This window comes from Burkholderia cepacia (genome assembly GCF_001718835.1).
Classification (GTDB): Bacteria; Pseudomonadota; Gammaproteobacteria; order Burkholderiales; family Burkholderiaceae; genus Burkholderia; species Burkholderia cepacia_F.
Genome location: NZ_CP013443.1, coordinates 2,206,267 through 2,218,536 on the forward strand (window position 1 = coordinate 2,206,267; position 12,270 = coordinate 2,218,536).

The following is a 12,270-nucleotide window of genomic DNA, read 5'->3' on the forward strand; positions in this document are numbered from 1 at the left end:
GCAATGCCGGAACCCGCCCGCGGCGCCGATTTGTCAATCATTTCAAGATGGACTACCGGCAATGGGGAGCGTTCGCTATCATGCGGCCATCGGCGTGCCACCGACCCTGAATTCGACGCAACGCGTCGCGGCACGCCTTCTTTTGCCCCAACCAGGAGAAAGCCGCTCATGAGCATCATCAAGGAATTCAAGGAGTTCGCCGTCAAGGGCAACGTCATGGATCTCGCCGTCGGCGTGATCATCGGCGGTGCGTTCTCGAAGATCGTCGACTCGGTCGTCAAAGACCTCATCATGCCGGTGATCGGCGTGCTGACGGGCGGCCTGGATTTCTCGAACAAGTTCGTTCTGCTCGGCACCATCCCCCCGACGTTCAAGGGTAATCCCGATTCGTTCAAGGACCTGCAGGCCGCGGGTGTCGCCGCGTTCGGCTATGGCTCGTTCATCACCGTGGCGATCAATTTCGTCATCCTCGCGTTCATCATTTTCCTGATGGTGAAATTCATCAACAAGCTGCGCAAGCCGGAAGAAGCCGCGCCGGCCGCGACGCCGGAAGACACGGTGCTGCTGCGCGAGATCCGCGATTCGCTGAAGCAGCGCTGAGCCACCGCCCGCCGCCGTCAGCCAGGCCCGCCCCGTGCGGGCCTTTTTGTTGGTGCGCGCCATGCGGGACGCGGCGCCGGCGCCTCGCATTTTTTTGTGACGGGCGAATGCACGCGCGGGAAAAGCAGGTCTATGATGGAGACTAAACGACAGTACGGGCGCCAAGACGCTGGCTGTGTCGATCATGGCGAGCAGGTCGACGGGAGACATTGATCGTCGTACTGCACGAAGGCAGCATTTTCGTGTGCTATAAAGGATCGACATGCGGCGTACATAGCCGGGAGTGGGTCGCATGAATATGCCGCATTTCTTGCAATTGTTTTTGAGGCGAGTGTTTATGTCCTTCCCGAAAAAACGTCGGCGTGCCCAGCAGGATGGCCAGGAGTCATTCCTCGCGGTATTGCGCCACTCGAAACCGTTTGCCCAGCTCGACACCAAGATTGCCCGCGCCCGTGCGCAGGACGAACCCGTCCTGTACGCACATGTGCTGCCCGGACTCGACGTGCTCCTGTGCAGCGTGCGCGGCGCCCAGCCGCCCTATCCCGCCATCGCCGAGTTGCGCAAGCGCTGCATCGAATCGATCGCCAACGCGCTCGAGCAGCCGCTCGACGGCCTCGAGAACGGCGGATACTGGTACGAAGCGAACGGCTTCGGCTTCCTCGTGTTCGCCAGCCGTGCGCGTGCGCGCATCCTGCCCGAGTTTGGTGCAGGCACGAAAGCGAGCCTGCGCGGCGGGCTCGGCCGCCAGAACGCCGGCGACACGACACCCCGCTCCCTCGGCTGATTCAGCCGGTTTTCGATGGGCCGCCTCCGGGCGGCCCATCTGCCATTCGCGCGTCGCAGTCATGCCTCTCGGCGCCCGTTCCCCGGCCTGACGATGTCGATGAACGCGGCGAAATCCGCGCCGGCGAGCCCTTGCGCGGCGCCCAGCCGCAGCACCTGCTGCACGGTGGCCGACACCGGCATCACCGCACCCGTGTCGCGCGCCGCGTCGGCGATTGCATCGACGTCCTTCTGGAACGTGCCGAGCGCGCCGATCGGTGCATGACCGCCCGACGTCATGCGCGGCACGAACGTCTGCAGCAGCACCGAATCGGCCCAGCCGCCGGCCAGCGCTTCGGCCAGCCGGGCGGCATCGATGCCGCTCGCCTGCGCGAGACCGACGGCCTCTGCAATCGCGGTCACCGTCGCGGTGACGATCGCCTGGTTGCACAGCTTCGCCGTCTGCCCCGCGCCCGCGTCGCCCATGTGCGTGACGCGCGACGCGTACGTGTCGATCAGCGGCCGCACCGTGTCGAGATCGGCCGCGCGGCCGCCGGCCATCACCGCGAGCGTGCCGGCCTGCGCGCCGGGCACGCCGCCCGATACGGGCGCATCGATCCAGCCGACGCCGAGTGCGGCCGCGCGCGCCGCGTAGTCGCGCGTCGCGGCGGGCGGGATGCTCGAATGATCGACGATGCGTTGCAGGCGACGCGCCGCGGCGTCGCCGGACAACAGCCCGTGCTCGCCGAACACGACATCGCCCACCGCGCGACCGTCGAGCACGCACAGCAGCACCGCTTCGACCTGCTCCGCCAGCGCGCGCGGCGTGTCGACGACCCGCGCGCCGTCGGCCGCGAGCGCCTCCGATTTCGCGCGCGAGCGATTCCACACGCCGACCCGATGCCCGGCCGCCAGCAAATGCCGAATCATCGGCGCGCCCATCAATCCCGGTCCGCAAAATCCGACTTCCACGATGTTCCTCGTCTCCGATATGGGTTGAACTTGCCGCCCATCATACCTATCACTCAAGAAGCCGGACGCATTCCGCACGTGGCGGCGCTTGTGCGCTGCGCCCGCGGCGGAACCCGACACGACAGGGAGCGAATCATGAGCGACCACGTGTACAAGATGATCGAGCTGACCGGTTCGTCGCGGCAATCGAGCGACGACGCCATCCGCAACGCGATCTCGAAAGCCGGCAAGACGCTGCACAACCTGCACTGGTTCCAGGTGACCGAAACGCGCGGCCACATCGAAGGCGACCAGGTCGTTCACTGGCAGGTGACGCTGAAGGTCGGCATGCGCATCGACGACTGACGCGAGCCAGCCGCATCACGCACCATGCCACCCCGGATGCGCACCCGCGCATCCGCGCCCTTCATGCGCCCCGCGCCTGCCGCGGTCGCTGCCGTGCCGGCGGCCCCGTGCGGGTATCCATTGCTTGACGCTCTTTTTCGTTCATATTAAAAACGATATACCCCACCTACCCCTCGATCAGCCCAGACATATAAACCGGAGATACCATGAGTCAGCAACGCGAGGCGATCGACACGTACCTCTTGCGCGTCTTGCACACCTTGTTGATGGAGCGCAGCGTCACGCGCGCGGCCGTCAAACTGAACCAGTCGCAACCGGCGATCAGCGCCGCGCTGCGGCGTCTGCGCGACATCACCGGCGATCCGCTGCTGGTGCGCGGCAAGTCCGGCATGGTCCCGACCGAATACGGGCTGCGCCTGCTCGAGCCCGTGCAGAACGCGCTGCGTGAAATCGAGCGGATCAAGTTCCAGCAGCACAACTTCGACCCGGCCACGTCGATCCGCTGCTACCGGATCGGCTGCCCCGACTACCTGAACGTGCTGTTCGTGCCGACCGTCGTCGAGCGCTTCCGCCAGGCCGCGCCGAACGCGACGCTCGAGTTCCATTCGCTCGGCCCCGCATTCGACTACGAACTCGCGCTGGAAGACGGCAAGCTCGACATCGTCGTCGGCAACTGGCCCGAACCGCCCGAGCAGCTGCACCTGTCGAACCTGTTCGTCGACGAAATCGTCTGCCTGATGAGCAACACGCACCCGTTCGCGAAGCGTGGCGGGCTCACGCTCGACCAGTACCTGAACGCGCCGCATCTCGCGCCGACGCCGTACTCGGTCGGCCAGCGCGGCGCGATCGACGTACATCTCGCGCGCGAACGCCTCAAGCGCCACGTGGTCGTCACGCTGCCGTACTTCAACCTCGCGCCGTACGTGCTCGTGAAGTCCGACCTGATCTTCACGACGACGCGCCTGTTCGCCGATCACTACGCGAAGTTCCTGCCGCTGTCGGTCGTGCCGGCGCCGCTCGACTTCCCGCCGATGCAGTACTACCAGCTGTGGCACGAGCGCTGCCACTACTCCGACGAAGTGCGCTGGCTGCGCAGCCTCGTCGCCGAAGCCACCCGCACGCTGATCGAGGCGTAACGGCACGCGCGCGCTGCCGCCGGCCCGCCGCCGCGCACCATCACGGCGCGTGGCGGCGGCAAGCCGCGGCGTCAGCGCGACGCCTCCACGAGGGCCTGCGCCAGCGCGTTGTGCCGCGCGATGACTGGCGGCAGGTCGAGCGTCGCCAGCCGCCCCTCCCGCACCACCACCTTCCCGTTCACCACCGTGTACGCCGTCTGCGACGGCGCGCAGAACACGAGGGCCGCGACCGGATCGTGCAGCGCGCCCGCGAACAGCGGCTGGCGCAGGTCGAATGCGGCGAAGTCGGCGGCCATGCCGGGCTTCAGCGCGCCGATGTCGTCGCGGTTCAGCACTTTCGCGCCGCCGAGCGTCGCGATCTCGAGCGCTTCGCGCGCGGTCATCGCATCCGGCCCGAAGCCGACCCGCTGCAGCAGCAGCGCCTGCCGCACTTCCGCGACCATCTGCGCGCCGTCGTTCGACGCGGAACCGTCGACGCCGAGGCCAACCGGCACGCCCGCGAGCCGCATCTTCTTCACCGGCGCGATGCCCGACGCGAGCCGCATGTTCGAGCACGGACAGTGCGCGACGCCCGTGCCGGTGCGCGCGAACAGGCCGATACCCGCATCGTCGAGCTGCACGCAGTGCGCATGCCATACGTCGTGGCCGACCCAGCCGAGATCTTCCGCATATTCGGCCGGCGTCATCCCGAACTTCTCGCGGCTGTACGCGATGTCGTTGACGTTCTCCGCAAGGTGCGTGTGCAGCGACACGCCGTATTCGCGCGCCAGCACGGCCGCGTCGCGCATCAGCTCGCGGCTCACCGAAAACGGCGAGCACGGCGCGACGACCACGCGCAGCATCGCGTAGCGGCCTTCGTCGTGATAGGTCTCGATCAGGCGCTGCGTGTCGCGCAGGATCTCGGGCTCGCGCTCGACGACCGAATCCGGCGGCAGCCCGCCGTCGCGCTGGCCGACGCTCATCGCCCCGCGGCTCGCGTGAAAGCGCATGCCGATCCGCTGCGCGGCGCCGATGCTGTCGTCGAGGCGGCTGCCGTTCGGGTAGATGTAAAGATGGTCGCTCGACGTCGTGCAGCCCGACTGCAGCAACTCGGCCATCGCGGTGAGCGTCGACACCTCGATCATCTCCGGCGTCAGGTGCGCCCAGATCCGGTACAGGTTCGTGAGCCAGCCGAACAGTTCGGCATTCTGCGCGGCCGGCACCGCGCGCGTGAGGCTCTGGTACATGTGGTGGTGCGTGTTCACGAGCCCCGGGATCACGAGGTGACCGCGCAGATCGAGCACTTCGTCGGCCGTGTCGGGCAGCTCGGCGCTCGGGCCGACCGCGACGATCCGGTTGTCTTCGATGTAGAGCCCGGCGTCGCGCAGCTCGCGGCGCGTGTCGTCCATGGTCACGAGCACGTCGGCGTGCTTGACCAGCAGGGTTTTCGGGCGGGATGAGGAAGGGTTCGGCGCGCGTGCGCCAGCGTGCTGCTCGAGGTTCATGCGTTCTCCGCGTCGGTCTGCCCCCAGGCGCTGATCCTGGAGGCGGTCACACAGCCGTTCGAACGCTGAATCGCGGCACGCTCCGGTGCCTGCGTCCGTTCGAACGCCCTGGCCCGGTTACCCGGCGTGCTCGCCGTCTTCGGGGTACGCGCGGGCCACGGGCCGACGCGCACGGCGGGAGGATCGCCCAAGCGCGCGCCGCGCACAATGCGCGATCCGGAATACCGCGTTTCACGGTTTCGATATGGTACGCGCGCAGCCGGTGCGCGGTGGCGTCCGGCCGCGGGCGGGACGGCGTTGAAGCGGCGCTGGAATGGCGGTTTTTCGCGCCGTCGACAGCCGCTCATGCGCGGCGCATTATCTTTGCTATCGCTCGTGGTTTTGCATGGCGAACCTTTTTACAATGCCTGCACGGCGCTCGCTTCAATCTCGCCGACGGGTATGTAGCCACGTGACGTGGAGCCTCGATCCGCCGCATAGTCAATGGATCGAGTCGCCGCCGAACCTCGCATTCACACAAGGACACAACGAATGGGAAAGCTCACTACCCACGTACTCGATACGGCACACGGTCGTCCCGGCGCTGCCATCAAGGTGGACCTCTACGCGCTGGACGGCGAATCGCGCCGCGCGATCAAGACCGTGCTGACCAATAGCGACGGCCGTTGCGACGAACCCCTGCTCGAAGGCGCCGCGCTCGCCGCCGGCGAATACGAACTCGTGTTCCACGCCGGCGACTACTTCGCGTCGCTCGGCGTGAAGGTGCCCGAACCCCGTTTCGTCGACCGCGTCGTGCTGCGCTTCGGCATCGCCGACACCGCTTCGCACTACCACGTGCCGCTGCTCGTGTCGCCGTGGTCGTACAGCACCTATCGCGGCAGCTGACATCCGAATCAGCGCCCGCATCAAACAAACGATTTGAGTCTGGAGGAGTTTCATGGAAGGCTTCATCACCGACTGGCTGAACCTCGCACTGCGATGGCTGCACGTCATCGTCGCCATTGCGTGGATCGGCGAGTCGTTCTATTTCGTCGCGCTCGACAACAGCCTGAAACCGCCGACCGACCCGAACCAGCGCAAGCGCGGTGTGTTCGGCGAGCTGTGGCATGTCCACGGCGGCGGTTTCTACAACATGCAGAAGTACACGGTCGCCCCGCCGGAAATGCCGGATGACCTGCACTGGTCGAAGTGGCCGTCGTACACGACCTGGCTGTCGGGCTTCTCGCTGTTCTTCGTGCTGTACCTGCTCGCACCGAACACCTACCTGATCGACAAGAGCGTGCTCGACATGGGCCCGGTGGTCGCCGTCGCGTCCGCACTCGGCTTCCTCGCGGCCGGCTGGATCGTCTACGACTCGCTGTGCCGCATCCTCGGCACCAACGATCGCGTGCTCGGCATCTGCGTCGGCATCTACGTGGTCGCTGCCGCCTACCTCGCGTGCCATATCTTCGCGGGCCGTGCCGCCTACCTGATCGTCGGCGCGATGCTCGCGACGATCATGTCGGCGAACGTGTTCTTCGTGATCATCCCCGGCCAGCGCAAGATGGTCGACAAGATGCTCAAGGGCGAAGAGCCGAACCCGATCTACGGCAAGCGCGGCAAGCAGCGCTCGGTGCACAACACGTACTTCACGCTGCCGGTCGTGTTCGCGATGCTGTCGAACCACTACGCGATGACCTACACGAACAAGTTCAACTGGGTCGTGCTCGTGCTGATCATGCTGGCCGGCGCGCTGATCCGCCAGTTCTTCGTGATGCGTCACCGCGGCAAGCAGCTGTGGTACCTGCCGATCGGCGGCGTCGCACTGCTGTCGGGCGCGCTGGTCTGGACGATGCCGAAGCCGGTCGCGCCGGAGGCACAAGCGGCCAACGCACCGAAGATCGTGATCAACGACATCATGCCGATCCTGCAGCAGCGCTGTGTCGAGTGCCACTCGTCGAAGCCGACGCTGATGGGCAGCGCGCCCGCGGGCGTGATGTTCGACACGCCGGACGAAGTGTCGAAGAATGCGCAACGTATCTACGAGCAGGCCGTGCGCCTGAAGGCGATGCCGATCGGCAACGTCACGCACATGACCGACGACGAGCGCACCAAGCTCGCCGCCTGGTTCGAGGGTGGCGCGAACAAGTAAGCCGCCGTGCGCCGGGTGCGAGTGCCCGGTGCAATCCTCTCCGTTCTCGGGCCCGGTGACGGGCCCGTTTTTTTGCGTGTCCCGAATGGCCCTCGCGCGTCAGCCGCGCATCGCGTCGCGCTGGAGCGCGGCGAGCGCATCGAGTGCGCGCGGGCCGTCGTCGAACGGCACGAAGATGTGATCGTGGTACGCGGCCGCCATCACGTTGCAGCTGATGCCGGCCGCGCCGAGTGCCCGCGCGAACGCCGCCGTGAGGCCGACGGCCGCCAGGTCGGAATGCACGGTCAGCGTGATCCAGGCCGAGCGGAACAGCATCGGCCAGCCGCGACGTGCAGCCGTTTCCTCGTCGACCACGACCGTCAGCCCTTCCGCTTCGCGGAACGTCGCAATGACTTCGGATAACGATACGTCCGCATCGGCCGGCAGCGACACGAACGCGAACGCACCCGGATGCAGTTCGGGCTGCATCGTGCTCAGCAGGATCGCGAGGTCGTTTTCAGGTTGGCTCATCGGAAGAACACGCCCGGAACCGGGCATCGTGCGGTGGCAATGCGGGCACGATAGCACGCGCCGCCGCTGCTACCGCTACGCGCACATCGTCGCGACTTCGTCCGCGAGCCAGCCGCGCAACGCGATGATGCGCGGATCGTCCTGCATGCGTTCCGGATACACGACGTGATACGCGAGCCCCGGCGCCACCTCCACGTTCACGTCGAACAGTCGCACGACGCGCCCTTGCGCGAGATCGCGCGCGATCATGTGCGGTTCCGCAAGACCGACCGCCGTGCCGTCCGTCACGGCCTGAACGACGTGGCTCGAATCCGGAAACGACACGCACCGGCTGTCGTCGAAACCGTCGATGCCGGCCGCGGCCATCCACGCCGACCAGCGCGGCCAGGTCACGCCGTCGACTTCGCAGTCGGCGTGGCAAAGGGTGTGGCGCAGCAGGTCGCGCGGCTTGCGTAACGGCGCGGCCGACAGCAGTGCCGGGCTGCCGATCGCGACGACCGACGTGCCGAACAGGCGCTGCGTACACGCGTCGCGATAACGCCCGGTGCCGAAGCGGATTGCGACATCCACGTCGTCATCGTCGAAATCGCGCAACCGGTCGGTGATGTCGAACGTCAGCTCGAACGCCGGATGCGCGGCCCTGAAACGCGGCAGGCGCGGCAGCAGCCAGTGCGTCGCGAAACGCGCGCCGACCGACACGCGCAGTTCCGCCTGCTCGCGCGCGATGCGCCGCGCCCGTGCGGTCGCGTGCCGGAGGCCCGCCAGCGCATCCGCCGCGGCCGCAGCCAGCACCGTGCCGGCCTGCGTCAGCCGGATGCTGCGGCTCGTACGGACGAACAATTCCATGCCGAGCTGCGCCTCGATTTCCTTGATCTGATGACTGACCGCCGCCGGCGTCAGCCCGACCTCGTCGGCCGCCCGCGAGAAATTCAGGTGCCGCGCCGCCGCATCGAACGTCCTCAGCGCGCGCGTACCGGGCCACATGCGTTCCATCGATCTTCAAACCGGATTTGATGATCGTTCCAAAACTACTCGTTTTTCAGGACGCCATCAATCCGCAAACAATAGGTTTTCTTGAAGATGCTGCGAGCCGCCCAGGCCTGCGGCCGAACCCGGAGATCCACCGATGACCGCTGCCCCGTTCCCGTCCGTCGTTCAGCTCAACGGCGGTGCCGCCGCCCCGGACGCGCTCGCGCCGCTCGCATTCGCGGGCCACGCGCATTTCACCGCGATGCAGGTGCGCGACGGCCGCGTACGTGGCCTCGACCTGCATCTCGCGCGGCTGCGCGATGCGTCGAACGCACTGTTCGGCCAGGCGCTGCCCGACGACCGGATTCGCGCGCTCCTGCGCGCTGCGCTCGATCGCGCGCCGTCGGCGCTGTCGCTGACGGCGACCGTGCATGCGACGACGGGTGAATTCGTCGCGCCGCGCGACGACGAGGCGCTCGACGTGCTGGTGCGCACCGCCGCGCCGTCGTCGGGGCCGGCGGGCCCGCTCGATCTCGCGTTGTTCGACCACGAGCGCGTGCTGCCGGAGATCAAGCACGTCGGCGAAGTCGCCAAGACGTACTTCCTGCGCCGCGCGATCGCGCAGGGTTTCGACGATGCGGCATTCGTCGATCGCCACGGGCGCATCAGCGAAGGCTCGATCTGGAATCTGGCGTTCTGGGACGGCGACGCGGTCGTGTGGCCGGTGGCCGGCATGCTCGGCGGCGTCACGATGCGCATCGTGCGCCGGCAGCTGGCGCGCCTGGGCGTCGCGCAGCACGATCGCGAACTGACGCCGGCCGACCTGCCGTCGATGGCCGGCGCCGTCGTGATGAACTCGTGGACGCCCGGCGTCGCCGTGCGACGGTTCGGCACGGCGACGCTGCCGGACGCGTCGTCGTTCGTCGCCCTGCTGCATCGCGCGTACGAGCAGGAGCCGCTCGTCGCCCTGTGACGCGCGCAGGCACGAAACGCCGGTGCGCTGCCCGTCTCCTCACCCGTCGACCGTCTCCGGCAGCCGCGCGATCGCCTTGATCTCGAACTGGAAGCCGTACAACCAGGTCACGCCGACGGCGGTCAGCGGAGCGAAGCCGCCCCTGCATCAACGATGAAGGCACTTTAAGGACCGTAGCCCGGCGGATAAACCGACAACCCTGTCCAACACTGTTTGCGCGCCCCAAGCAATTCCCGACGACGCGGAGCCCTGACCGATGGACCGATTCGACGCAATGCAGGCGTTCGCCCGCGTCGTGGAAGCCGGCAGCTTCACGAAGGCGGCCGAGACACTTGCACATGAGCCGCACCACCGTCACGCAACTGGGGCAGCAGCTCGAAGCGCGGCTGCGCGTGAAGCTGTTCAACCGCACGACGCGCAAGGTCGTCGTCACGGCCGACGGCGCCGCGTACTACGAGCGCGTGGTGCGGATGCTGGCCGACATGGACGATGCCGAAACGAGCCTGTCCGTTGCGTCCGCATCCCCAGGGGGCGGCTGCGCGTGAACGTACCGAGCCCGTTTGCGCGCCTGATCCGGATCCCCGCGCTGCCCGATATGGCTGCCGCGTATCGCGCCCGTGGCGAGTTGGTGCCGCTGTTCGAACGATGGCGGCTCGAACCGATGCCGATGTACGTCGCGTTCCCGCCTGACCGGCATGTCCGCGCGAAGGTGCGCGTCTTCGTCGACTGGATCGCCGGCCTGATGGCGCAGCAAGCGCCGGTCGCGAACCGATGTCGCGACGGCAACGGTTCGCGCGACACGCGCAAGGCCTTGGCGACCTGAATCGCGCGGAACCGCCGGCGACGCTCAGGCCGTCAGCGCGTGCAGCGCCTCGTCGGTGAGCCACAGCGATTCCTGCAGGTCCTGCTCGTTCAGGTTCAGGCCGTCGCCGCCGCGATCGACGACGATGAAGTCGCTGACGCCGCCGAGCGCGATCAGCGGGTGATGCCACACGCCCTTCGCGTAGTTGACGCCCTGCCACCCGCTCGTCACGAACGCGCGGATCTTCGCCGGATCGAGATCGCCCGCCGGCGCGACGACGACGAGATACGGCTGGTCGTTCAGCGGCACGAACGCCTGGCTGCCGAGCGGGTGCCGCTCCAGCATCTTCACTTCGAACGGCAGCGTGCGCGGCTGGCCGCGGAACAGGTTGACGAGCGTGCGGCCGCCTTCATCGGTCACGTCGACTTTCGCGAGATCATGGAAGCGGATCGTCGTGCCGAGGTTGATCGGGATCTGCTTTGCCCCTTCCGTTTCGATCACGTCGCCGAACGGCGCGAACGCTTCCCTGGTCAGCGGCTCGATGACAAGCGTCTTCATTTGTCGAGCGTCCCCCACAGACGCAGGCGCGACACGCCGCCGTCCGGAATGATGTTCAGTCGCACGTGCGTGACGGGGCCGAGCGACGCGATGTCCTGTTCGAAGTAGTGCTGCTTGTCCATCTGCAGCTTCTGTTCGCCGAGCAGCACCGGCCAGAACATCGACTGCGTGATCAGCGAGCTGTCCGTGCCGCCCGACACGTACGCGGCCTGGATCGAGCAGCGGTCCGGATAGTTGCCCTTGAAGAACGCGGTGTCGACTTCGATCTTGCGGATCACGCCCGGCTGCGCGAGCGCGATGATCGCCCAGTCGTTGCCCGGCTCGCGGCGCCGGCGGGTTTCCCAGCCGTCGCCCATGTTCACGCCGCGGCCCGGCAGCAGCAGGTTCGACGCGACGCCGAAGTGCTGGTTGTTCGCGGCCACCACGTAACCGCCGTTTTCCATCGCCGCGAGATCGAACTGCTCGGTCGCGCTCGCGCCGGCCCAGTCGAGCTGCGGCTGGCCGTATACGCGCAGGCGTGCGATGCCGCCGTCCGGGTAGATGTTCACGCGCAGGTGCGTGAACGCACGTGCGTCGCTTGCTTCGACATAGTGATGGCTGTTGCCCTGCAGCGTCGTCGACGGCACGATCTCGACCCACTCGGTCGCATGCGTCGGCGCGCCGTCGGCCACGAACGCGGCCTCGATCGACGCGGCCGGCGGGAAGTTGCCGGTGAAGTGGCTCGTGTCGATGTCGAAGCCCTTGATCACACCCGGGCGCGCGAGCTTGACGATGCACCAGTCGTAGCCCGTGGTGCGCTTGCGGCGCGTTTCCCAGCCGTCCATCCACTTGCCGTGGTCGTCGTACTTGCCGGGGATGAAGACGGCCGGCTCGGGGTTCAGCATCCGGTCCTTCGGCGCGAAGAAATCGTCGCTGGCTTCGAGCGCCTGCGCACCGAGGCGCGGGTCGGCAAGATTCACGTAGCGCCGCGTGAACTCGGGTGCGTTGGGATCGAGAAGCGGAACAGCCATGATGTTTCCTTGTTTCAG

13 protein-coding genes and 2 pseudogenes are annotated in these 12,270 nt (G+C 67.2%); 8 read left to right on the forward strand and 7 right to left on the reverse strand.

The features are described from left to right. Positions 1 to 168 precede the first annotated feature (168 nt). Together mscL and WT26_RS13485 are read left to right on the forward strand one after the other, a co-directional pair. Positions 169 to 600, forward strand: coding sequence for a large conductance mechanosensitive channel protein MscL (gene mscL / locus WT26_RS13480; protein ID WP_006487991.1), 432 nt, complete (start codon positions 169 to 171; stop codon positions 598 to 600). A gap of 337 nt (positions 601 to 937) precedes the next feature. Next, a complete protein-coding gene (locus WT26_RS13485) occupies positions 938 to 1,384 on the forward strand; it encodes a hypothetical protein (protein WP_027784713.1) in 447 nt (148 codons plus the stop codon). Positions 1,385 to 1,443: 59 nt separating this feature from the next. Here WT26_RS13485 and WT26_RS13490 read toward each other — a convergent pair whose 3' ends face one another. Next, positions 1,444 to 2,334, reverse strand: coding sequence for an NAD(P)-dependent oxidoreductase (locus WT26_RS13490; protein ID WP_069273092.1), 891 nt, complete (start codon positions 2,332 to 2,334; stop codon positions 1,444 to 1,446). 135 nt (positions 2,335 to 2,469) lie between these two features. On the opposite strand from WT26_RS13490, the gene WT26_RS13495 reads away from it, so the two are divergent. Then, positions 2,470 to 2,679, forward strand: a complete 210-nt coding sequence (locus WT26_RS13495) for a dodecin (protein ID WP_006493215.1) — start codon at positions 2,470 to 2,472, stop codon at positions 2,677 to 2,679. Positions 2,680 to 2,885: 206 nt separating this feature from the next. After that, a complete protein-coding gene (locus tag WT26_RS13500) occupies positions 2,886 to 3,815 on the forward strand; it encodes a LysR substrate-binding domain-containing protein (RefSeq protein WP_006762467.1) in 930 nt (309 codons plus the stop codon). 71 nt (positions 3,816 to 3,886) lie between these two features. Here the strand turns inward: WT26_RS13500 and WT26_RS13505 are convergent, their stop codons facing one another. Beyond that, positions 3,887 to 5,299 carry an 8-oxoguanine deaminase gene (locus WT26_RS13505; protein ID WP_069273093.1) on the reverse strand — a complete coding sequence of 471 codons (1,413 nt, stop codon included), beginning with the start codon at positions 5,297 to 5,299 and terminating at the stop codon, positions 3,887 to 3,889. 531 nt (positions 5,300 to 5,830) lie between these two features. On the opposite strand from WT26_RS13505, the gene uraH reads away from it, so the two are divergent. After that, positions 5,831 to 6,184 carry a hydroxyisourate hydrolase gene (gene uraH / locus WT26_RS13510; RefSeq protein WP_011657188.1) on the forward strand — a complete coding sequence of 118 codons (354 nt, stop codon included), beginning with the start codon at positions 5,831 to 5,833 and terminating at the stop codon, positions 6,182 to 6,184. Positions 6,185 to 6,236: 52 nt separating this feature from the next. Next, on the forward strand, positions 6,237 to 7,430 hold the full coding sequence (locus WT26_RS13515) for a urate hydroxylase PuuD (protein WP_021160368.1): 1,194 nt from the start codon (positions 6,237 to 6,239) through the stop codon (positions 7,428 to 7,430). 99 nt (positions 7,431 to 7,529) lie between these two features. Here the strand turns inward: WT26_RS13515 and WT26_RS13520 are convergent, their stop codons facing one another. Further along, complete coding sequence (locus WT26_RS13520) at positions 7,530 to 7,940, reverse strand: ACT domain-containing protein (protein WP_059904497.1); 411 nt, start codon at positions 7,938 to 7,940, stop codon at positions 7,530 to 7,532. A 75-nt stretch (positions 7,941 to 8,015) separates the two neighbouring features. Then, the gene (locus WT26_RS13525; protein WP_069273094.1) at positions 8,016 to 8,933 is read right to left on the reverse strand and encodes a LysR substrate-binding domain-containing protein; all 918 of its coding nucleotides are present in this window, start codon (positions 8,931 to 8,933) and stop codon (positions 8,016 to 8,018) included. A gap of 133 nt (positions 8,934 to 9,066) precedes the next feature. Here WT26_RS13525 and WT26_RS13530 point away from each other — a divergent pair, with 133 nt between their 5' ends. Then, the gene (locus WT26_RS13530; protein ID WP_069273095.1) at positions 9,067 to 9,882 is read left to right on the forward strand and encodes an aminotransferase class IV family protein; all 816 of its coding nucleotides are present in this window, start codon (positions 9,067 to 9,069) and stop codon (positions 9,880 to 9,882) included. Between the two features lie 39 nt (positions 9,883 to 9,921). Here the strand turns inward: WT26_RS13530 and WT26_RS38430 are convergent. Continuing rightward, positions 9,922 to 10,008 (reverse strand): annotated as a pseudogene (locus WT26_RS38430) (RidA family protein); the annotation flags it as partial. A 130-nt stretch (positions 10,009 to 10,138) separates the two neighbouring features. Here WT26_RS38430 and WT26_RS13535 point away from each other — a divergent pair. After that, a pseudogene (locus WT26_RS13535) lies at positions 10,139 to 10,705 on the forward strand (LysR family transcriptional regulator). A 24-nt stretch (positions 10,706 to 10,729) separates the two neighbouring features. On the opposite strand, the gene WT26_RS13540 reads toward WT26_RS13535, so the two are convergent. After that, positions 10,730 to 11,242 (reverse strand): ureidoglycolate lyase, encoded by a 513-nt coding sequence (locus tag WT26_RS13540; protein ID WP_059662809.1) that lies wholly within the window; start codon positions 11,240 to 11,242, stop codon positions 10,730 to 10,732. Next, positions 11,239 to 12,252, reverse strand: a complete 1,014-nt coding sequence (alc, locus tag WT26_RS13545; RefSeq protein WP_034188802.1) for an allantoicase — start codon at positions 12,250 to 12,252, stop codon at positions 11,239 to 11,241. The genes WT26_RS13540 and alc overlap by 4 nt, the downstream gene beginning before the upstream one ends. Positions 12,253 to 12,270: the final 18 nt, after the last annotated feature.

Excerpts from the sequence above, each read along its gene's own strand:
- WT26_RS13485 (WP_027784713.1), top strand. The coding sequence starts at position 938 with ATGTCCTTCCCGAAAAAACGTCGGCGTGCCCAGCAGGATGGCCAGGAG.
- WT26_RS13500 (WP_006762467.1), top strand. The coding sequence starts at position 2,886 with ATGAGTCAGCAACGCGAGGCGATCGACACGTACCTCTTGCGCGTCTTG.
- alc (WP_034188802.1), bottom strand. The coding sequence starts at position 12,252 with ATGGCTGTTCCGCTTCTCGATCCCAACGCACCCGAGTTCACGCGGCGC.
- WT26_RS13525 (WP_069273094.1), bottom strand. The coding sequence starts at position 8,933 with ATGGAACGCATGTGGCCCGGTACGCGCGCGCTGAGGACGTTCGATGCG.
- WT26_RS13515 (WP_021160368.1), top strand. The coding sequence starts at position 6,237 with ATGGAAGGCTTCATCACCGACTGGCTGAACCTCGCACTGCGATGGCTG.
- WT26_RS13530 (WP_069273095.1), top strand. The coding sequence starts at position 9,067 with ATGACCGCTGCCCCGTTCCCGTCCGTCGTTCAGCTCAACGGCGGTGCC.
- WT26_RS13505 (WP_069273093.1), bottom strand. The coding sequence starts at position 5,299 with ATGAACCTCGAGCAGCACGCTGGCGCACGCGCGCCGAACCCTTCCTCA.
- WT26_RS13495 (WP_006493215.1), top strand. The coding sequence starts at position 2,470 with ATGAGCGACCACGTGTACAAGATGATCGAGCTGACCGGTTCGTCGCGG.
- mscL (WP_006487991.1), top strand. The coding sequence starts at position 169 with ATGAGCATCATCAAGGAATTCAAGGAGTTCGCCGTCAAGGGCAACGTC.
- WT26_RS13540 (WP_059662809.1), bottom strand. The coding sequence starts at position 11,242 with ATGAAGACGCTTGTCATCGAGCCGCTGACCAGGGAAGCGTTCGCGCCG.
- uraH (WP_011657188.1), top strand. The coding sequence starts at position 5,831 with ATGGGAAAGCTCACTACCCACGTACTCGATACGGCACACGGTCGTCCC.
- WT26_RS13520 (WP_059904497.1), bottom strand. The coding sequence starts at position 7,940 with ATGAGCCAACCTGAAAACGACCTCGCGATCCTGCTGAGCACGATGCAG.